The 19557-nt window shown below is 38.7% G+C and carries 18 protein-coding genes; 16 read left to right on the top strand and 2 right to left on the bottom strand.

The window, feature by feature from the left end; all coding sequences use genetic code 11:
* Together NLJ00_RS15160 and NLJ00_RS15155 are read left to right on the top strand one after the other, a co-directional pair.
* Complete coding sequence (locus NLJ00_RS15160; protein WP_256634406.1) at nucleotides 1-1554, top strand: sacsin N-terminal ATP-binding-like domain-containing protein; 1554 nt, start codon at nucleotides 1-3, stop codon at nucleotides 1552-1554.
* 23 nt (nucleotides 1555-1577) lie between these two features.
* Nucleotides 1578-4835, top strand: a complete 3258-nt coding sequence (locus tag NLJ00_RS15155) for a DEAD/DEAH box helicase (protein WP_256634405.1) — start codon at nucleotides 1578-1580, stop codon at nucleotides 4833-4835.
* 621 nt (nucleotides 4836-5456) lie between these two features.
* Here NLJ00_RS15155 and NLJ00_RS15150 read toward each other — a convergent pair.
* On the bottom strand, nucleotides 5457-5633 hold the full coding sequence (locus NLJ00_RS15150) for a histone H1 (RefSeq protein ID WP_256634404.1): 177 nt from the start codon (nucleotides 5631-5633) through the stop codon (nucleotides 5457-5459).
* A 70-nt stretch (nucleotides 5634-5703) separates the two neighbouring features.
* Entirely contained in the window at nucleotides 5704-7398 is a 1695-nt protein-coding gene (locus NLJ00_RS15145) for a helix-turn-helix domain-containing protein (protein ID WP_256634403.1), read from the bottom strand.
* Between the two features lie 334 nt (nucleotides 7399-7732).
* On the opposite strand from NLJ00_RS15145, the gene NLJ00_RS15140 reads away from it, so the two are divergent.
* The 14 genes from NLJ00_RS15140 (at nucleotide 7733) to traK (ending at nucleotide 19555) form a co-directional block, all read left to right on the top strand.
* Nucleotides 7733-8416 (top strand): hypothetical protein, encoded by a 684-nt coding sequence (locus NLJ00_RS15140; protein WP_256634402.1) that lies wholly within the window; start codon nucleotides 7733-7735, stop codon nucleotides 8414-8416.
* A 301-nt stretch (nucleotides 8417-8717) separates the two neighbouring features.
* Nucleotides 8718-9605, top strand: coding sequence for a helix-turn-helix transcriptional regulator (locus NLJ00_RS15135; protein WP_256634401.1), 888 nt, complete (start codon nucleotides 8718-8720; stop codon nucleotides 9603-9605).
* A 138-nt stretch (nucleotides 9606-9743) separates the two neighbouring features.
* Complete coding sequence (locus tag NLJ00_RS15130) at nucleotides 9744-10820, top strand: hypothetical protein (protein ID WP_256634400.1); 1077 nt, start codon at nucleotides 9744-9746, stop codon at nucleotides 10818-10820.
* 72 nt (nucleotides 10821-10892) lie between these two features.
* The gene (locus NLJ00_RS25085) at nucleotides 10893-11087 is read left to right on the top strand and encodes a YqaE/Pmp3 family membrane protein (RefSeq protein ID WP_332020255.1); all 195 of its coding nucleotides are present in this window, start codon (nucleotides 10893-10895) and stop codon (nucleotides 11085-11087) included.
* Between the two features lie 247 nt (nucleotides 11088-11334).
* The gene (locus tag NLJ00_RS15125) at nucleotides 11335-11796 is read left to right on the top strand and encodes a hypothetical protein (protein WP_256634399.1); all 462 of its coding nucleotides are present in this window, start codon (nucleotides 11335-11337) and stop codon (nucleotides 11794-11796) included.
* Between the two features lie 126 nt (nucleotides 11797-11922).
* Nucleotides 11923-12261 (top strand): DUF4134 domain-containing protein, encoded by a 339-nt coding sequence (locus NLJ00_RS15120; protein ID WP_408611651.1) that lies wholly within the window; start codon nucleotides 11923-11925, stop codon nucleotides 12259-12261.
* A 13-nt stretch (nucleotides 12262-12274) separates the two neighbouring features.
* A complete protein-coding gene (locus tag NLJ00_RS15115) occupies nucleotides 12275-12610 on the top strand; it encodes a DUF4133 domain-containing protein (protein ID WP_256634397.1) in 336 nt (111 codons plus the stop codon).
* Between the two features lie 6 nt (nucleotides 12611-12616).
* Nucleotides 12617-13249, top strand: coding sequence for a DNA cytosine methyltransferase (locus tag NLJ00_RS15110; protein ID WP_256634396.1), 633 nt, complete (start codon nucleotides 12617-12619; stop codon nucleotides 13247-13249).
* 16 nt (nucleotides 13250-13265) lie between these two features.
* Nucleotides 13266-15734: a TraG family conjugative transposon ATPase gene (locus NLJ00_RS15105; protein WP_256634395.1), complete on the top strand. Its 2469-nt coding sequence runs from the start codon at nucleotides 13266-13268 to the stop codon at nucleotides 15732-15734.
* Nucleotides 15735-15746: 12 nt separating this feature from the next.
* Nucleotides 15747-16430 carry a conjugal transfer protein TraI gene (locus NLJ00_RS15100; protein ID WP_256634394.1) on the top strand — a complete coding sequence of 228 codons (684 nt, stop codon included), beginning with the start codon at nucleotides 15747-15749 and terminating at the stop codon, nucleotides 16428-16430.
* A gap of 16 nt (nucleotides 16431-16446) precedes the next feature.
* Nucleotides 16447-17061 carry a hypothetical protein gene (locus NLJ00_RS15095; protein WP_256634393.1) on the top strand — a complete coding sequence of 205 codons (615 nt, stop codon included), beginning with the start codon at nucleotides 16447-16449 and terminating at the stop codon, nucleotides 17059-17061.
* Nucleotides 17062-17071: 10 nt separating this feature from the next.
* Nucleotides 17072-17707 carry a TerB family tellurite resistance protein gene (locus NLJ00_RS15090; RefSeq protein WP_256634392.1) on the top strand — a complete coding sequence of 212 codons (636 nt, stop codon included), beginning with the start codon at nucleotides 17072-17074 and terminating at the stop codon, nucleotides 17705-17707.
* A gap of 4 nt (nucleotides 17708-17711) precedes the next feature.
* Complete coding sequence (traJ, locus tag NLJ00_RS15085) at nucleotides 17712-18923, top strand: conjugative transposon protein TraJ (protein WP_256634391.1); 1212 nt, start codon at nucleotides 17712-17714, stop codon at nucleotides 18921-18923.
* 11 nt (nucleotides 18924-18934) lie between these two features.
* A complete protein-coding gene (gene traK, locus NLJ00_RS15080; protein ID WP_332020254.1) occupies nucleotides 18935-19555 on the top strand; it encodes a conjugative transposon protein TraK in 621 nt (206 codons plus the stop codon).
* The last annotated feature ends 2 nt before the right edge of the window (nucleotides 19556-19557 follow it).

The raw sequence follows: 19557 nt of genomic DNA, 5'->3' as shown, positions 1-19557 counted from the left end.
ATGAATCAGAAATACTTTGCAGCTCTTAAAGAAATAAAAGAAACCGACGTAAAGGTTCTGCTAAAAAAATCTTATCGCGGAATTTGGGAAACGGCAATCAAAAAGTATTCTGATTCTGCCCATTTTATTTATGAGTTGCTCCAAAATGCTGATGACACCAAAGCTTCCTGGGTTAAATTTGACCTAAAGGAAGAAGGCCTGTATTTCAAACACAACGGTTCGGTAAGATTCACTATTTCCAATCCTGAAAATGAAGAATCTGATTCTGAAAATGGAACATTAGGACATATCAACTCGATTACATCTATTGGAAATTCTACGAAGATAGACGATCAGAAGATCGGTAAATTCGGTATCGGATTCAAAGCTGTTTTTGCATACTGCGACACGCCCCATATATTTGATGATAATTTTACATTTAAGCTGGAAAATTATATAGTCCCGGTTGAAGTCAATTTTGATGGAGAGAACAGAGGCAATGGTGAAACTCTGTTTTTCTTTCCTTTTAACCACAAATCAAAAACTCCCGAAGATGCCTACAAGGAAATTGAAAGCAAATTGGACAATCTCTTCCAACCTATCCTATTTTTAAGCAACCTCCAAAAAATAGAATGGAAATCAGAAAGCGGCAAAGGCCTTTACTCCAAAAAAGAAAAGGAAGCCGATGAATTTGGAAACATCACTGCTCAACTTTTCGAGGTTGCAAGCAATGAAAATGGAAACGTCAAAAAGGAAGAAATCTGGATTTTCAGCAAACGAATTACACAAACTGGCACAAATGCCAAGTTCAAAATCAGCACCGGTTTCTTTGTTCTAGAAAAAAATTCCAAATTAGAAACCGGATTTAACTATGAAGCATTCTGCTTTTTTCCAACAAAGGAAGACACCAAACTTGGTTTCATTGTTCAAGCACCGTTTTTATTGACGGACAGTCGAGAAGGAATTAAGACAAATGATGAGTGGAACTCATCCCTTATACAATTGTTGGCAGAATTGTCGGGAGAATCCATCAGTATCCTAAAAGATATTGGGGTTAAAAATGGCAGCAATCTAATTGACGACTCTCTTCTGGATATTATACCTTACAATTCCTATGTTTATAATCAGACCGGCGTAAACAGCAGGATTTCGTTCCTTCCATTTTACACCGAAATAAGGAAAGCTTTGCTAAATCATCCTGTTTTACCTGGAAGATCAGGAAAATACTTTCCTAGGGCGAAAGCGTATTGGGCAGCTGATCCTGAATTATCGGAATTGTTCAGCAATGAGCAGCTGAGCGCCCTATTCAACAACCTCAACTCAGGCTGGGTGTTTGTTTCAAAGGGGCAAAAGCAGTTGAATCAAGCAAACAAGGCTTTAGAAAATTACATCAATGGCATTATTACAGAATCTGTCGATGCAAAAAAACTAATCAGAAGATTCACATCAGACTTTATAGAAAAACAGACAGATGAATGGTTGATAAAACTTTACGCTTATCTGGCAGATCATAAATATTTATGGAATGACAATGATAAGCTGGCCATAAGGCAGTTCCTTTCAATAAAGATTTAACCGCTCCGCAGATATTCCTGCCATTGGAAAGAACATCCTCGCATGACACCATTTATCAGCCTCTAGCCGACAACGCTGATGCAATGGCGTTTATTACTGCAATAGGGATAGGCAGACCAGATGTAAAGGCAGAGATTTTCAATGACATTATCCCGCAATATGAAAGCACGTTTGATTACAGTGATACGGCCTTAATCCTACAGCATTTTGAAACATTTTTAAACTATTATGAGGACTGTCCAGCATCATATCAAACAGAGCTCATCACAAAGCTTAAAGAGATTTCATTTGTTGCCTGCCATAATCCGCAAAAAAAAGAAACAAGATTTTTTGGCAATTCCGAAGGACTCTATTTCAATGAGGAAGATTTGGTCAAGTACCATTGCCATAGCAGTGAAATTTATTTTCTTGATGATGACTTTTACAGTGAATACTTAAGCGGCCACAAGGCAGATGTCACTAGGAAACTGTTTGCCGAGTTAGGGATTTGTTCCTATCCAAGGCTGATAAGTATAGAATTAGATCCAGATACGGCAAACAAGGAAATGTTTGGTTTGGACAACATCCTTATTTCATATAAATATAATGACTACCAAAAGATAACAGATAAGGAATTGGAGAGCCTTAGTGAGGCCGTTAATAATATAACCCCCGAAGTGTCGGTAATTCTCTGGAATTATTTATTGCATTTCGCTAAAGGGCAGACTGTTTCATTGCTAAAGGCAAAATTTTCAGGAAAGTTCTCCTACTATCCAAGAAACGGCTCATCTCAAAACATTACAAACTTCACCTCCACTGCAGCATCCATTCTTCAAAATGATAAATGGCTTCTTAATAAAGATGAAGAATTTGTCTGTGCAAGCCAACTTTCAATTGATGACCTGAATGAGAATTATAATCAAGACGATCCATATATAAATGTACTTCTCGAGTTCATCGGTATAATAAATCCGGATGCGGATTTGGATCTGACAGATGAACAGAAGAAAGCCTACGAACTAGGGAAAAAACTTTTAGCGGAAAATATAACTGCTGAGGACCTAAACGTTTTTATTGAAGAAATGGCCAGAAAGAAAAGCTCCAACGAGCCCGTTGAGAACCATTTTCCGCTAAATGAAGTACCTTTAAACGATAAAGACCTTAATAAGACATTATCCAATATCAACAAAGGGATCAAGAAAAACCGCAAGCAAAGACTGGAATCAAACCAGGATGACCCCGAAACATCCAAAAATCATATTCCGTCCCAACCCAACATTGGTATAGAAGAAGAAGAAGAACAGGAAGAGCCTGCCGGCGATCAGGATTATTACACTACTCCTTCTGTAAATCTACAAAAGAAAATAGAAAAGCTGAAATTGCAGGCAGAAGCCCAGGTGGAAGAATTGACTAGAATTGAAAAATTAACAGAATTAGCAAATACTTCCGAGCGATATTCATTCAGCTGGTTCAAGGCACTGCTGGAACTAGAATACCTAAACAGTTCCGAATCCAATTCCTCAGGCAAGCAGATATCCATACAATTTTCAAAAGTTGAGCATGAAAAAGGTACGGAAAGAACTTTAGTCCTTAAACATCCCAACAGATATATCCCACAATCAATAGAAGACATCGGAGATATACAAATACGCCTGTATCAAGGTGATCAGGCGACTTCCATAACTATTGAGGTAGTAAGTGTAAAGGAGTACACCCTTAGGGCAAAACTCAAAAAATCCACAGATATTTCCGATATCGATTTAACAAAAATCAGCCGCGCGGTAATTGATATTAAAAATCCTGTTTTCATATTGGAAGAGCTCAGAAAAGCCTTTTACCAACTGAGGCTGGAAGATGATTTTAACCTGCAGCAGAATATTACCGACCAGATAAGATTCATTTTTGGTCCTCCCGGTACGGGGAAAACCACCTATCTTGCCACCAATGAAATTATACCACTAATGCAAAAGGATGAAAATCTGAAAATATTGGTACTTGCTCCTACTAACAAAGCGGCAGATGTACTGACAAAACGCATTATTGAAAAAATGGACGGAGAGGAATCGTATTATAACTGGTTATTGAGATTCGGTACGACCGGCGATACTGAATTAGAAAACAGTGGTCTTGTCATAGATAAAAGTTTTGATATCAGGACCAGGCCGAAAAACACTACCATTACAACTATCGCAAGATTTGCGTACGATTATTTTCATCCACATGCGCTAGAGGAAAGGCTGCATTTAAAATTCCTGGATTGGGATTACATCATTATTGATGAGGCCTCGATGATTACAATTGCCAGTATTGCATATGTGCTTTACCAGAAATCCCATTCAAAATTTATTATTGCCGGCGATCCTTTCCAGATACAGCCAATTACCCAGATCGACCAGTGGAAAGATCTGAACATTTATGAAATGGTACAACTCACAAAATTTATAAACCCAGTAACCGTACCGCATAAATTCGAAATAATAAACCTTAGTACCCAATACCGCAGCCTACCGACAATCGGCGAAGTATTCAGCCGCTTTACGTATGGCGGCAGCCTGAGCCATTACAGGAAACCATCCAGTCAAAAAACCTTAAATATTTCCGAACTAAACTTTAAGGATATAAACATCATCAAATTCCCCGTACAGAAATATGAAAGCATATACAAACCAAATACACTGAACAAATCCAACTATCAGGTCTATTCAGCATTATTCACTGTAGAATTTGCAATGCAGCTGGTCCATGAAATTCGTACCAATCACAAAGATAAATTTAGAATAGGTATTATATGCCCTTATAAGGCCCAGGCCGCGATTATCGAAAAAACCCTTGCCAGGCTGCATAACGACGACGAAAAAGCAGAGATTCTGATAGGGACAATCCATGGTTTTCAGGGAGATGAGTGTGATATCATTATTTCCGTATTCAATCCTCCTTACAGTATCGGAAGGTCACAAAACATGTTTCTAAACAAACAAAATGTTCTCAATGTCGCCATCAGTAGAGCAAGAGATTATCTATTTATTCTTATGCCTGATGACAGCACACAAGACGTGGAGAACCTTTACCGCATCAAAAAAATAGAAAGGCTGGCCAATCAGTATTCTCAAGGGAGGATAGCTATCTATCAAACAGAAACTGTAGAAAAAAAGCTATTGGGTTCCGACACATATGTATATGATAATTCTTTTGCCACTACGCATCAGTCAGTAAATGTATATGCTAAACCTGAAAAAAAGTATGAAGTAAGATGCGAAGAAATAGCTATAGATGTACAGATGAAACTAATTAATAATGAATAGAGAAGATCAAACTCCAAGAATTATAGACCTGTGACAATTTGAAGTTAATGCAAAAATGATTTGAATATCAGGAAGAAATAGACATTTAGATTCCTTTTTTAGAAAATAATTTTGCTTTAGCCACCGAGAAAGAAAATGATGAAAAATTTATTACTTCGTATTGCGATGAATAAGGAAATATTACATAATATAACCCCAATAAATATAGATATAACATATATCTAAACAGGGGTAAAACAGTTTTTTCACAGGCAAAAAGTATAAGCTTTATCAAGCAAGATAGGTACAATTCATTTTGTATTTTCTACTAAAAAAGTGTCAACCTAGTATATACTTTGTTGATGTCTAAATAAAGCTGAATCTTTACAGCCCCGATTGAAGCGGAAATCCTTTTCTGCCGGGGTTCGGCATAAAAGATTGCAGCGAAAAGCGGGAGTAGCTGCCTGATAAAAATAACAGATTTTATACTTTAAAAATTAATTGTCTTTGGGTTAAATAATATGAGAGAACAAACCCATCAGTGAGAATAAAAGCAAACTAAAAATAAGCATAAAAAAACAACGGGGCCAAAAAGCCCCATTATTCCACCTTTTACTCTCAGCAAGACGCCAAAAGCGATACTTATTTCTTAGACTCCTCAATAGAAACTTTTCTAAACTCTTTTAAAAGCTTTTCAATTTCTAAAGAAGATTTACGGGCTCTTGCCCCTGCAGCCTTCACTCCTTTTTCAGCAAGCGAATCAGATTCCGTTTTAAAAGTATCGATCTCAGCATAAATTTTCACCAATAAATCTTTCATGTTTTCTGTTTTTTAAAATTACACGGCAAAAATAGTAACTTCATCAGCAAATCCTAATTAAAGCTGTTTACTAATTTTTCTTTTTCATCTGATCAACGAAATAGACTGCAGGCATTCCCATTTTTGCTAAAAATGCATTGGCAAAACGCTGGGTGGAGCTGAACCCGGCTTCCTGGGCTAACGCATCATTGGAATAACTCCTATATTTCTTTTCGTTTTGCAGAAGTGCTATTATATAGTCAATCCTAAGGCCGTTTATATAATCCGTAAAACTTTTTCCTCTATACTGCTTTATGATGCCCGCCAGATAATTTGAGTTGGAGTTAAAATACGCTGCAAGGCTTCCCTGCTTCCAGTCCCTGTCTAAAAATTTATTTTCTTTTTCAAACTTTTCCAGCTGCTTTACTATCAAAGCAGCAGTACCGCTGTTAATATCTGAAGCCGGCAGCCTCTCCATATTATTCTTTGGCTTATTTTTATTCTGCTCTAACTTTGTGATATACTCTTCAAAACGCTTTTTGTAAAGCCTTCTGTTCCTGTAATAACGATACGTAAGCACTGTAATGATAATCAGCATAAATAAAAATACTATGACAGAAATAATATCGTAGTTTTTTTCCAATGACAATTGCTCTTTTAGATCCTCACTCTGCCGTTGAAGATTTTCTTTTTCCTGCACCAGCTCTCTGGTATCGTACTGTTTGTGAATTTTACCGACTATATATCTATTGGTTTCCACCAGCAGAGTGTCTGCCTTTAAAAGCTGTTCAACATAATACAATTGCGAAGCTAAATCTTTCTTCTGCCTGTAATAGTTTATTAATAATTCAAAAGACTGCCGCAGATCAGGGCGGAGATAGTTTTTCTCCTTGAAAATTTTATCCACTATCTGAAAATACGCTGCAGCTTTCGCTTTCCTGTCAAGCGCCCAATAGCTCTTACCGATGTAAAAATTCCCAATTGCCTCGTTTGCAAAATCACGATTCTCTTTAACTGCTTCCAGAGATGATTCGATATCTTTTATCGACTTTGAGTAATTTTTCAAAAAGAACTCATTAATTCCCTGTGAATGCATAAAATAGGGAATCATTTCCAGATTATCCAGCCTGCGGCTTTCATTAATTCCCAGTGTATTAGTCGCGCTGCAGAGTCCAAAATTGCCGTTTTTATTGTAACAGAGCCCAAGAGTATGAAGCGAGTTTAAATACGGCCTTGTGCTGCGGTTCTTATAATAAGCTGCACATTCTCGAAGCAGTGAAATTGCCTCTTCATAAAAACCAATGTAAAGCTTGGTCAAAGCGATCTGATATTTTACTTTATGTTTTTGGTAGGAATCATCTGTTTTAGCAATATAACTGTTAGCAATAAGGTAATTATCCATCGCTTTTTCCTGATCCTTTCGTCCATAAAATACTATTCCTTTGGAAAGATAGGCCGATCCAATCAGGGCATCATCATTAGACTTCCTGGCAGCATATATCATGCTGTCGGCATAAACAGGCCTCAATTTATCGGGAGACTCATGCAACAGGTTCTGGTATCCGTTAACCAGTTCTTTCCAGTTTTTCTCATTTTTCGCTTTATTGATATAGGTGAACAGATAAACGGCTGCTTTGGAACTGTCTCTCCTCAATTCATAAATCCTGTCATCTATGTACCCGTAACTTTTGTGTTTCAATGAGTCAGGGATACTAAAACGGGACTGCTGCGTAAATGCATGATTGGAGAAAATTAAGAGTAATACAAGTAAATTCTGTTTATTCATGATACATATATTTAGGGATAATGCGCCTGGAATAATCCCGAAGCACTTCCTCACAGCTGTCGGAATAATTTTACTTTAACTTAACCCAAAAATAACACAAACAATTGTATTACAAACACTTATTAACAGAAAATGATGTATGGATTTTCGGAAAATCCATACCATAAATACCGAAAATCCACAGATATAGGGTTGTTTTCAATATTTGAGCCTAATAGCTTTGTCGTGAATTCAAAAGCAAAAAAAGTCCAGCAGGGCGCTGGATAAAAGTTCTGCTTATCCGGATGAAAAGAACTGAGAAGCAATTCTCATTCACTTTCAAACAAACCAAATCATGAAAACTATTTTATTATGCATCACAGTTTCACTATTTGTTATTTCATGCTCTTCCGATTCTGATTTCAGTGCGGCTGAAAATGAGCTGCCGGCAGAGAAAAAGTATCAGCCGGCTGAAAACATTCAGAACCCTTATGATAAAAAAGGAAAAGAAATTTACGAGAAGCTCAATGCTTTTTACGAAAAAAACAAAATTCCAAATTCATTTTCAGAGCTGGCGGATCAGATAAATTTTATTTCTGGCAGACATAATTCGGAAAGCCTCAAAAACAGCCGATTGATAGAATTTACAGATGAAATCGTAGAGTCTATTATGGAAGATCCCGATAATAATATGATTCTCATTATCCAGGGAAGCACACTGGGGACTTATGCCAAAGCCAGCCTGATTGATTTTCTTCAAAATCTCATTATTCAAAGGCAGGAAGAGTTCAATATCACTTACAATTATATTACGGATTATGAATCTAATATTCTTACAGACAGCATTCTGGATCTGGATGAAACCGAAACTATCCTGACGGTCGCCTCTATTTCAAGATATTCTCTTTATTCGGCTGAAGAAAGAAAAGACAGGGACTGGGAAACATCTGTGGGCAGCAGGCCGGCCAAAATTCTTTTTACCGTAAAAGAATCTGCCCTGACCTCAATAATTGCGCTTCTCGGCAGCTGCATCAACTAATATCAAATTAAGATTAAAATGATCATGCCTAAAATAAAACCGCTCACCATCTTTTATATAATTCTGGTCATATTTAATCTTGCCAGCCTGTATTTCATCATAGTCCTATTCAGCTATGATGAAATAACCGGCTTTTTACTAAGCGGAGAAAAAAAATCCATGCGGACAAGAGGTCTGGCGTATCTGTTTTACATTGCCACGCTGCTGAACCTCTATAATTTATTCTATACAGCAATAAAAAAGAAATTTAGCGATAAGCCCTAAATAAAAAACTGATTTATCTCCTTAAGTTAAAAATACCATGATAAAAGATATAATAAATATTGAACTTAAAGACCAGTTAGTCGAGGGATTAGACATTCATATTATAAAAAAATATATTGTTAAAACAGACAGAAATGAGTCATTTCTCTCCAGCAACCTATCGATACTGCTTATTAAGTCGGGCAGGTTTAAAATAAAGCTCAAAGAAATTGTACAGGATTTAACGGCGCATGATTTACTGATTATTCCCAAAAACTCCTTCTGCACATTAATGGAAATAGAAGATAAGCTGCAGCTTTATATTATTACATTTTCCTCCGATTTTGCATTTAAAAACACCCTTCGAAAAGAACTGGTGGATTCCTTTTACTTTTTAGTCCGAAAAGAACCTTTAAGAATAAATCTTGAAGACAAAGATTATCTTGTTCTGTCCATGATCTACAAGCTGATTTACTTTGTAAATAAAGACAGTAAAAACAATGGATATATTAATGACCTGCAGCGGATCAGCTTTAATCTGTTTCTCTATGAACTCAAAATTATATATTCAAAATATACTTCAGGAACCATGCTGAATTTTTCCAGAAAAGAGAATCTTACGATACAGTTTTTAACCATTTTATCCATTCACTGCAGAAAACAGCATCAGGTAAAATTTTATGCGGGGGCACTATTTATCACTCCTGCTTATTTGAGTAAAATCATAAAGGATACCACAGGCAAAACAGCTAAAGATTTTATTAATGAAGCAGTCATAATCGAAGCAAAAGTTCTGCTGGAAGACCTGCAGCTGACAATTTTTGAGATATCTGAAGAATTAGAATTCGCTAGTGTCCATAATTTCAGTGATTTCTTCAAATATCACACCTCCATCTCCCCATCTCAATACCGTTTAAACTCAATTGAAAATTTTAAAAATCTTTAATTTTCGTTTAAATGCCTGCTATTAAAATAAAGTATTATGAGTAATGTATATCCTTTAGAATGGTTAGATTCCTTGATAGTGCAGACTTTAAATCCGAAAAAAAACAATGTTTCAGCATTATCAGAAAAAGACCTGGCTTTGATTTCAGAAAATGCAAAGAAAGAATCGCTGCGAATACAAGTGCTTATCAAAAATGAAATTTTCGCAATGTTCAGGAAAAGACAGATCCGACTTTTAGTGCGCAAGTATCACTCTAATTTAATATTTCTTCTGGATACTGTAATCGAAAATCAAAATTTTAAAGAATTAAAAACAAACAGGCTTTCACAGTTAATTGAGCAGCTAATTGAAGTGCTGGATGAAATGCTTTGTTTTATAGAAAACAGGTTTACTTATTATTTAAGCATGGATGAAAGAGTACCCATAACCTACTTGATTGTTTCGAGAAAAGAATTAAAAGTCAAACTGGCTAAGCTCAAAGCCCTCTCAGCGAAAAATGAAAAGGACAAAGAGATAATCCAGATCGTAATTGATGCTTTTACAGAATCTATTGAATCCAAAACCCAGAATAAAGTTACTTTCCGGCAGATATGCTATGAGCGCGACTTATTAAAAGCCCTTATTAATCAGGATTATAATCCTAAAGGCGAAACCATTTTTGGAACAGCTGACCAGATATTGATTGCTATGAATTTCAACTGCAGAAAATACATCAGCTTAATTAAAGAACAAATTTTAAAAAACATTGATAAAGAAAAAGAATCTGCTTTCAGGTTTGAATCGCTTCTTCTATATTATAAAGATTTTAATCATCTCACTTCCAATGAGAAAATAACATTTGATCCCAGTATGGAGAATATCAAACCTGTTTTAGATAACTGGTTTAAGAATGAAATTGCCTACTGGGAGAAAAAAAAGGAATTAGGGACTTCTGTCCGGCGGGCAAAATCAAAATCAATAGAAGAAAAAGTAGAATGCGATCTCTCAGCAGATCAGCTGGGATTAATTTTAAGAGCTGCAGATGAGTCCAGACTAATTAAGGCACGTTCTATGAATCTGGTCTTTCAGTCGATTATCCCCTACCTTTCTACAGCTTTTAAAAAAGATCTATCCTATCAATCCGTGAGAAGCAAATCATATAATGCGGAAGAAAAGGACAAAGAAACTGCTATAGCAGGTCTGGAAAAAATGATTAAAAAAATCCGGTCTTACTGAAAATCGAAAATATAAAATCAATTTCAGTAACAATCCAGCCTATTAACGACAAATAATTAAAACTCATAGAATATGACATTAATCGCAATATTTTTTCCGTCTATTTCCTTTCTTTTAAGAGGAAAGATCTTTAATGCCCTGATCTGTCTCATTCTTCAGATTACTTTGATCGGCTGGCTCCCTGCTGCAATATGGGCAGTTATTTCCCTGCAGAATTCAAGAGCAGATAAACGAAATGCCAAATTGATAAAAGCTATGAGAAAATAGACAGCTTTAAGACTTATACCGTAAGGCCAGAGAATGAAATACCCCTTTCTCCGGCTTTTTTTATTCCTATTTTTTAGTGAATGCCTAATTCTGCTGATGCCGCTCGGGGTACAAAAGGGTACAACAAAAAAGTTGTACTTGCAGAGACTGTATTTGTATTGTTCCTTTGGACTGTAGAATAAATCATATCCAATCTGATAATGATTTACATAGATGAGATGATGTTGAACGATAAATGATGACAACTATGTTTACAAATGTTTCATGGAGCAGCTACCTGGCTGCAATGGGTACAGCAGTAATAATCTGGTATTTAATTATAGTGCTAAAATTTTACAGCGGAGATTTACAAAAAATCTTCTCAGGGGAAAAGAAACTAAAACTCCCCTCTTTCAAAAAAAATATTCAAAATACAAGGGAAGTAAAATCCATTTCGGATTACTTCTCAGAATCATTCGATACACTGGATGATGCAGAACAGCTTGCAGTCCGTATACAGCAGGCTGCTGCAGAAAGTGCAGAAAAAGGCTTATCAAAAGAACAGTTTCAAAACTACTTAAGAATGCTTCTTGAAGAATATCCTTATGTGAAGATTTCTTCACTTAGAGAAAGCATCAATAAACTGATTGTTTCCGAATCTGAAAAATACCCTGCTCTGCTTTTGACTTTAAGCGAGGCAGACAGTCTCTGGGAAGAATCAGTATTCTAAAATCCAGCAGAGGAATCACCCCCGTTCTCTCTGGTGCGGTATGGCTTTATGTGACAAGGAAATAGAGCTGTAACGGCGGTATTCCTCTGCTTTTAAATAACGAAATAACTTTAAAAATGATGTATGATGGAAAATTGTAGCTGGAAATTAAAGTGTTTTTGGAAAAAGAATAAAGTGCAGGCCACTTCAATTCTTTTATTGCTGCTGATTAATGGCACGGGATACGCGCAAGACGGTGTAGCGGGCATTAATGAAGCCAACCAGAAAGTGAGAAGTTATTTTGATGCAGGCACTGAACTCATGTACGCAGTAGGTGCCATACTCGGCCTTATAGGCGCTGTCAAGGTATATCAGAAGTGGAATGCGGGCGATCCCGATACCGGAAAGGTTGCCGCTGCCTGGTTTGGAAGCTGTGTATTTCTAGTTGTGGTGGCTACGGTAATTAAATCCTTTTTCGGCGTTTAGCTGATATTCAGTCATGAGCAGCGTTTACCAGATCAACAAAGGAATCAACAAAAGCATAGAATTCAAAGGTCTTAAGGCGCAGTACATCTGGTATCTGGGCGGAGGCGTTGTCGCACTCATGATTGTCTTTGCCGTGCTTTATATAATCGGCCTTCCTTCGCTGCTATGTGTTGGTCTTATAGGCGCAGCAGGCGGTTTTCTTGTCTTCAAGATTTACAGGATGAGCAATAAGTATGGTGAGCACGGCATGATGAAAGCGCTGGCTGCAAAACAGATTCCGAAGTGCATTAAGGCATACAGCAGGGCTGTATTTACAAAGTTACAGCTATGGAACGTTAAACTAGAATAATGATGTATGAAAGTCTTAAACTTATATGCAGGAATTGGCGGCAACAGGAAAAACTGGACAGATGTATCAGTGACGGCTGTTGAGCTGGATCCGCTGCTGGCTTCCATATATGCACAGCGATTTCCAGATGATAATGTAATAACCGCCGATGCGCACCAGTATCTTTTAGATCATTTTCGCGAATTTGATTTTATCTGGTCTTCTCCGCCCTGCCAGTCGCACTCCTCTTTCAGGCAGAATATCTGCGTGAGATTCAGAGGCACTGCCCCAGTCTACCCTGATATGAGGCTTTATCAGGAAATACTGTTTCTAAAACATAATGCCTCATGCTGCTGGGCAGTTGAGAATGTCAAACCGTACTATAAACCTCTGATTGAACCCGATGCGGTACTGCACCGCCATTTGTTCTGGTCAAATTTTACAATACCTGCAATTGAGAGTCTTTCAGAGATAAAGATCAGGCATGCCCAGATGCCCGACCTTGAAAAAGCTTTAGGATTCAGCCTGAAGGAATTTAAACTCAAGAATAAAAGGCAGATTCTTAGGAACTGTGTCAATCCAAAGCTTGGACTGCATATTCTGGAAACGGCAAAAAGCCGCATATGCCCGCAGGAATATTGCCAAGGGGTTAAACAATAAGTAAAATACGTTAAAGATGAAAAAGGAGATGGAGGAAATACTGCCGATAATGGCAGTGGAACATGATTGTATTTTATCAAAACAGGGAGATGCAACAATAGTTTTTAAAGCGGAACTTCCTGAGATTTTTACCTTATCCGATCAGGAGTACGAAGCTTTTCACCAATCATGGATTAAGGCCATTAAAGTTCTTCCAAAGTTCTGTGTATTTCATAAACAGGACTGGTTTTTAGAAAGTGCCTATAAAGCTGATTTTTCAGGAGATGACAGCAGTTTTTTAACCAGAAGCAGCGAGCGTTTTTTCAACGAGAGACCCTTTCTGGAGCATTACTGCTATATAATGCTGACCAAGAAACCGCAGGGAAGAAAGAGCTCAAACTCCCTTTTTTCCAATCTGCTCAGAAGCTCCATTGTTCCCGAAGATGTTCTAAGCCCGCAGCTTCTTGAGGATTTTGAAGATGCCTGCGGGCAGTTCAAGAGAATTATGGAAGACAGCGGGTTTGTCAAGCTGGCCAGACTGAAAAACCAAGCGCTTAAAAGCGAGAGCAGAAAAATTGGGCTAATCGAAAAATACTGTTTCTTATCTGAAAGGGAGGATTCATTTGTTTTTAATGATATCAAATTTGATGAAGGTTTATCAGTCGGCGACAAACACTGCCAGCTTTTCACTCTGGGAGATGCCGCTGATCTGCCGGGGTTATGCGGATCCAGAATCAACTTTGACCGTTATTCGACGGATAAAACCAAGTTCAGTGTCGGCTTTGCCTCCACTCTCGGCCAGCTCTTATCCTGCAATCATATTTATAATCAGTACCTGTTTATTGAGGATGCCCAGAAAACAATCCAAAAGCTTGAAAGCAAAAGGTTAAGGCTTCAGTCTTTATCAGCCTACAGCAGGGAAAATATGATTGCAAGGGATGCCACAAATGACTTTTTAAATGAAGCTGTCTCCCAGCAGAGACTTCCCGTTAAGGCCCATTTTAATGTGCTATGCTGGAGCACCGATAAGGAAGAGCTTAAGGATATTAAAAACAAAGTCTCCTCTGCCCTTGCGCAGATGGATGCGGCGGCTAAGCAGGAAACTGTCGGTGCGCCGCAGATTTACTGGGCGGGAATGCCGGGAAACGCGGCGGACTTCCCCATGAATGACACCTTTGACACCTTCACCGAGCAGGCGGTCTGTTTTCTGAATATGGAGACAGGCTACAGATCATCCCTGAGTCCCTGCGGAATAAGACTCGGCGATCGCCTGACGGGAAAACCGGTTCATGTGGATATCAGCGATGAGCCCGTAAAAATGGGAATATGCACCAACAGAAACAAATTCATTCTGGGGCCTTCGGGAAGCGGCAAGTCCTTTTTTACCAATCATATGGTGAGAAGCTACTACGAGCAGGGAACCCATATTGTACTGGTGGATGTCGGACACAGCTACAAGGGGCTCTGCGATATGGTCAGCGGCTACTATTTCACCTATGATGAAAAAAGTCCTATCCGTTTTAATCCTTTTTATATTTCAGAGGGCGACAATCTGGATACCGAGAAAAAAGAAAGCATTAAAACCCTGCTGCTGGCACTCTGGAAAAAAGACGATGAAACATTTAACCGAAGCGAGTATGTGGCGCTTTCCAATGCACTTCAGCTCTATTATGAAAAGATGGAATCTAATGCTGCCATCTTTCCATGTTTTAACAGCTTTTATGAATTTTTAAAAGATGATTTTGTTGCCATTCTGGAAAGCGACAAGGTTAAAGAAAAAGACTTTGACGTAAATAATTTTCTCTATGTGCTTCGTCCTTATTACAAAGGAGGCGAGTTTGACTATCTGTTGAATGCAACAGAAAATCTAAACCTATTGAAGGAAAGATTTATAGTATTTGAACTTGACAATATCAAGGACCATCCGATCCTTTTTCCAGTGGTAACCATAATCATCATGGAAGTCTTCATCAACAAGATGAGAAAGCTGAAAGGCATCCGTAAAATGATTTTAATTGAAGAAGCCTGGAAAGCTATTGCCAAGGAAGGGATGGCAGAATATTTACGGTATTTATTTAAGACAGTTCGTAAATTCTTTGGGGAAGCCATAGTAGTCACCCAGGAGGTGGATGATATTATTTCTTCACCTGTGGTGAAACAGGCCATTATCAACAACAGTGACTGCAAGATCCTGCTGGACCAGAGCAAGTACCAGAATAAATTTGACCAGATACAGGAACTTTTAGGCCTTACCGACAAAGAAAAAGCACTGGTTCTTTCGGTAAATAAAGCCAATGATCCCGCAAAAAAATACAAGGAAGTCTTTATCTCTCTGGGAGGAATGCTTTCAAAGGTTTACAGGACAGAGGTGTCGCTGGAGGAATATCTTGCCTACACAACCGAGGAAAGCGAGAAAGTGAAAATGAACGCGTACGCCCAAAAGTTCGGCGGCGACATCAGAAAGGGAATTGCCGCTATGGCTCAGGAAATGCGAAATGGATATTAATGAAATGGAAATATGAAAACAAAAATCACGGCCTGTCTGATCTGCCTGCTGCTAATCAGCACTCCGGCCAGACCTGCTGAAAAAACGGCGGCACTGCCCATTCTTGAAATAGTAAAAGCAGTAACCAAAAAAGTAATTAAAGCAATCGATCTGCGGATCCAGAAACTGCAGAATAAAACGATATGGCTTCAGAACGCGCAGAAGCAGGTCGAAAATGTCCTCTCTAAATTAAAGCTCGACGAAATCTCGGACTGGACGCAGAAACAGAAAGATCTTTATAAAGGCTATTATGAAGAGCTGGCAAAAGTAAAATCTATTATTACCTATTACCAAAGGATAAAAGATATTACAAAGAAGCAGACCAAACTTGTCGAAGAATACGAAAGAGCCTGGAACCTTTTTAAAAGAGACACTCATTTTAAAGACAGTGAGATTGAGTACATGGAGCGTGTCTACACTGGAATACTGGAGGAAAGCGTAAAGAATATTGACCAGATCTTTTTGATACTGGACTCATTCACCACCCAGATGAGCGATCTGAAAAGACTTGAAATAATCAATAAAGCTGCGGATCAGATTGATGCCAATTACGATGACCTTACCCTGTTTAACCAGCAGAACATGCTGCTGAGCCTGCAGCGGGCTAAAACAGAAGCAGATGTAAACCTTGTGAAAGAATTTTACGGAATTCCATAATTTAAAAACAATCATCATGAAAAAACTGTTTATTATATTCTCAATGCTTATCATTTTCCCTCTGGGAATGAATGCTCAGGCAAATCAGCGAAAGCAGCTGCTGCTTCAGATTGCCGCGCTTCAGGTGTATATCGATTATGCTAAAAAAGGATATTCTGCTGTATCAAAAGGACTCAATTTTATCGGTGATGCCAAAAAAGGCGAAGTAAATCTGCATGGCGATTATTTCGCATCGCTTTTAAAAATTAATCCCAAAGTCAGAAACTATTATAAGACCGCTGAAATTATTTCATTGCAGTTCAAAATAATGAAAATCTGTAAAAGGACTTCTGCAGATCTAAAAACAGCAGATTTATTTCACGGCGATGAACTGGATTATATCCAGCGTTCGTTTGAAAGGCTGCTGCAGAACTGCGGCGATACACTGGAACACCTTCTGGCAGTCACTACCGATGCCAGCCTAGAGCTTAAAGACGACCAGAGAATTGAACGTATTGACGCGCTGCATGAAACAATGCTGGAAGATTACAATTTCTGCATCTCTTTCAGCAGTGATGCCAGAATGGCGTCTGTATCCAAGGCAGCAGAAAAAAAGGACTCTAAAAATACAAACGTTGTTTACGGATTATAAATTAAAAATCATGAAAAAAATACTGGTTTTAGGGCTGATTATCTGCTTTTCGATTATCCCCGAGAAAGCACATGCGCAGTCAGCAGAGATACAGCAGCTGATCCTCAACATTGAAAAACTATCGCAGTTCAAAAAGATTCTCAGCGACATGAAAAAGGGATATGAGCTGCTTTCAGGAGGATACCACACCGTTAAGGATATGTCGCAGGGAAACTTCAGTCTTCACAAAACTTTTTTAGACGCCCTGATGCAGGTGAGCCCGATGGTAAAAAATTACAAAAAAGTCGGAGAGATTATCAATTATCAGATCCTGCTGGTAAAAGAAAGCAGGAATGGACTGAGCAGATTCTCTAAAAGCGGGAACTTCAATGAAAAGGAGCTGAAGTACTTTGAATCCGTTTACGGCAATATTTTGAACCTGAGCCTTCGCAATCTTGATGAGCTTACTATGGTGGTTACAGCAGACAAGCTGAGAATGTCAGATGATGAACGGCTTGAAGCGGTTGATACTATTTTTCTTGAGATGCAGGATAAACTGGTGTTTCTGCGGGATTTTAATGCTACTTCTAACATACTGCTGCTGCAGAGGGCAAAAGAAAAAAATGATGTGCTTGCTTCTAAAAGCCTTCAGCAATTAAAAAATTAAGGATATGAAACTTTCATTAAAAAACAAAAGCAGCATTCCCTTTATAGTTCTGTTCCTGCTGCCTTTTTTGACAAGGGCTCAGGGATTAGGCGATGATATGCAGAGCCTTCATTCCGTATTGGACCAGCTTTACGATGAAATGATGCCTTTGTGCGGCAATCTTCTGGCAGTGGGACAGGGCATCGCAGGATTCGGAACCATCTGGTATATCGCCTCCAGAGTGTGGAGGCACATAGCAAGCGCCGAACCGATTGATTTCTATCCGCTGTTCCGTCCCTTTGTAATCGGATTCTGCATCATGATTTTCCCATCTGTTCTTGCTCTTATCAACGGGGTTATGAAACCCACAGTTACGGCAACTGCCGCTATGGTCACAGGCTCCAATAATGCAGTTGCAGTATTATTAAAAGAAAAAGAAAAGGCAGTTAAAGAAACAGATCCATGGAAAATGTATGTGGGTGCAGCGGGCGCCGGGGACCGGGACAGATGGTATAAATACACCCATGACGGAGCCGACCCCTCAGATGAGAGCATGCTGGCAGGAATTGGCAATGACATCAAATTTGCAATGGAAAAGGCTTCCTACAGTTTTAGAAACTCAGTCAAAGAATGGATGAGCGAGATCCTGAGAGTTTTGTTCGAGGCCGCGGCCTTATGCATTGATACTCTCCGGACATTTCAGCTGGTTGTCCTCTCCATTCTCGGACCTCTTGTTTTCGGAATAGCGGTCTTTGACGGATTCCAGCATACCCTTACCGTCTGGCTGGCAAGATATATCAATATTTATCTGTGGCTGCCGGTTGCCAATATATTTGGCAGCATTATAGGCAAGATTCAGGAACTGATGCTCAAACTGGATCTATCCCAGGTGCAGGCTACCGGTGATACCTTTTTCAGCAGGACCGATATGTCTTATTTAATTTTTATGATTATCGGCATTATAGGGTACTTCACCGTTCCTTCGGTTGCCAATTACATAGTCCATGCGGGAGGCGGCGGAGCCTTGGCACAGAAAACCACAACCCTATTCAGCACTTCAGCCAGTTCAGCGGTTTCCAAGACATCGCAGGGAACCGCGATGGTTCTGGATTCAATGGGAAATGCCGCGGGAAGGATGTCGCAGAGCATGTCTGCCTCCTCCTCCTCTGCTCCTTATTTTGAGGAGAAAGGAAACTATATGAGCGACAGGCTCAAAGGAAATTCAAAACAAACTTAAATGACCGGCTTATGTTCACCAAAATGAAAAATATAGACACTGCATTTAAATATGTGAGAGGATTTACCTTACTGGTTATTATATGCTGCGCTGTAATATGCTGTTACACTGTAAGCAGAAGTTTTCAGACTGTAAGCCGTATGCAGGATAAAATATATATCCTGGCGGCTGGAAAAGCTTTGGAAGCATATGCTTCGGACAGAAAGGATAATGTGCCTGTTGAAGCAAGAGATCATATTAAAACTTTCCACCAGTTTTTCTTTACCCTGGATCCGGATGACAAGGTAATTAAAACCCATGTCACTAAAGCGCTTTATCTGGCGGACGAAAGTGCTAAAAGAATTTATGATGACCTGAAAGAAAACGGCTTTTATTCCGGGATTATTTCAGGCAATATGAGCCAGACCATCCAGATTGACAGTGTAACTGTCGATACACGGGACTATCCCTACCGCTTTAAATGTTTCTCAAGGCAGAACATCATCAGAACCACCAGCATTTTAAAAAGAAGCCTGATTACCGAAGGAAGCCTGCGCAATGTATCAAGAAGCGACAACAATCCGCACGGTTTTTTAATCGAACGTTTCAACACGATTGAAAACCGGGATTTAACTGTTGAAAACCGTAAATGACG

It is taken from the genome of Flavobacterium panici, assembly GCF_024499525.1.
Lineage (GTDB): Bacteria > Bacteroidota > Bacteroidia > Flavobacteriales > Flavobacteriaceae > Flavobacterium > Flavobacterium panici.
Note: the sequence above shows the minus strand (reverse complement) of the source record. Positions and strands in the feature narration are given on the sequence as shown.

What these genes read in the sequence shown, in the direction of transcription:
- NLJ00_RS15160 (WP_256634406.1), top strand. Translation starts at nt 1, where the DNA reads ATGAATCAGAAATACTTTGCAGCTCTTAAAGAAATAAAAGAAACCGAC.
- NLJ00_RS15150 (WP_256634404.1), bottom strand. Translation starts at nt 5,633, where the DNA reads ATGAAAGATTTATTGGTGAAAATTTATGCTGAGATCGATACTTTTAAA.
- NLJ00_RS15145 (WP_256634403.1), bottom strand. Translation starts at nt 7,398, where the DNA reads ATGAATAAACAGAATTTACTTGTATTACTCTTAATTTTCTCCAATCAT.
- NLJ00_RS15140 (WP_256634402.1), top strand. Translation starts at nt 7,733, where the DNA reads ATGAAAACTATTTTATTATGCATCACAGTTTCACTATTTGTTATTTCA.
- NLJ00_RS15135 (WP_256634401.1), top strand. Translation starts at nt 8,718, where the DNA reads ATGATAAAAGATATAATAAATATTGAACTTAAAGACCAGTTAGTCGAG.
- NLJ00_RS25085 (WP_332020255.1), top strand. Translation starts at nt 10,893, where the DNA reads ATGACATTAATCGCAATATTTTTTCCGTCTATTTCCTTTCTTTTAAGA.
- NLJ00_RS15125 (WP_256634399.1), top strand. Translation starts at nt 11,335, where the DNA reads ATGTTTACAAATGTTTCATGGAGCAGCTACCTGGCTGCAATGGGTACA.
- NLJ00_RS15120 (WP_408611651.1), top strand. Translation starts at nt 11,923, where the DNA reads ATGGAAAATTGTAGCTGGAAATTAAAGTGTTTTTGGAAAAAGAATAAA.
- NLJ00_RS15115 (WP_256634397.1), top strand. Translation starts at nt 12,275, where the DNA reads ATGAGCAGCGTTTACCAGATCAACAAAGGAATCAACAAAAGCATAGAA.
- NLJ00_RS15110 (WP_256634396.1), top strand. Translation starts at nt 12,617, where the DNA reads ATGAAAGTCTTAAACTTATATGCAGGAATTGGCGGCAACAGGAAAAAC.
- NLJ00_RS15105 (WP_256634395.1), top strand. Translation starts at nt 13,266, where the DNA reads ATGAAAAAGGAGATGGAGGAAATACTGCCGATAATGGCAGTGGAACAT.
- NLJ00_RS15100 (WP_256634394.1), top strand. Translation starts at nt 15,747, where the DNA reads ATGAAAACAAAAATCACGGCCTGTCTGATCTGCCTGCTGCTAATCAGC.
- NLJ00_RS15095 (WP_256634393.1), top strand. Translation starts at nt 16,447, where the DNA reads ATGAAAAAACTGTTTATTATATTCTCAATGCTTATCATTTTCCCTCTG.
- NLJ00_RS15090 (WP_256634392.1), top strand. Translation starts at nt 17,072, where the DNA reads ATGAAAAAAATACTGGTTTTAGGGCTGATTATCTGCTTTTCGATTATC.
- traJ (WP_256634391.1), top strand. Translation starts at nt 17,712, where the DNA reads ATGAAACTTTCATTAAAAAACAAAAGCAGCATTCCCTTTATAGTTCTG.
- traK (WP_332020254.1), top strand. Translation starts at nt 18,935, where the DNA reads ATGTTCACCAAAATGAAAAATATAGACACTGCATTTAAATATGTGAGA.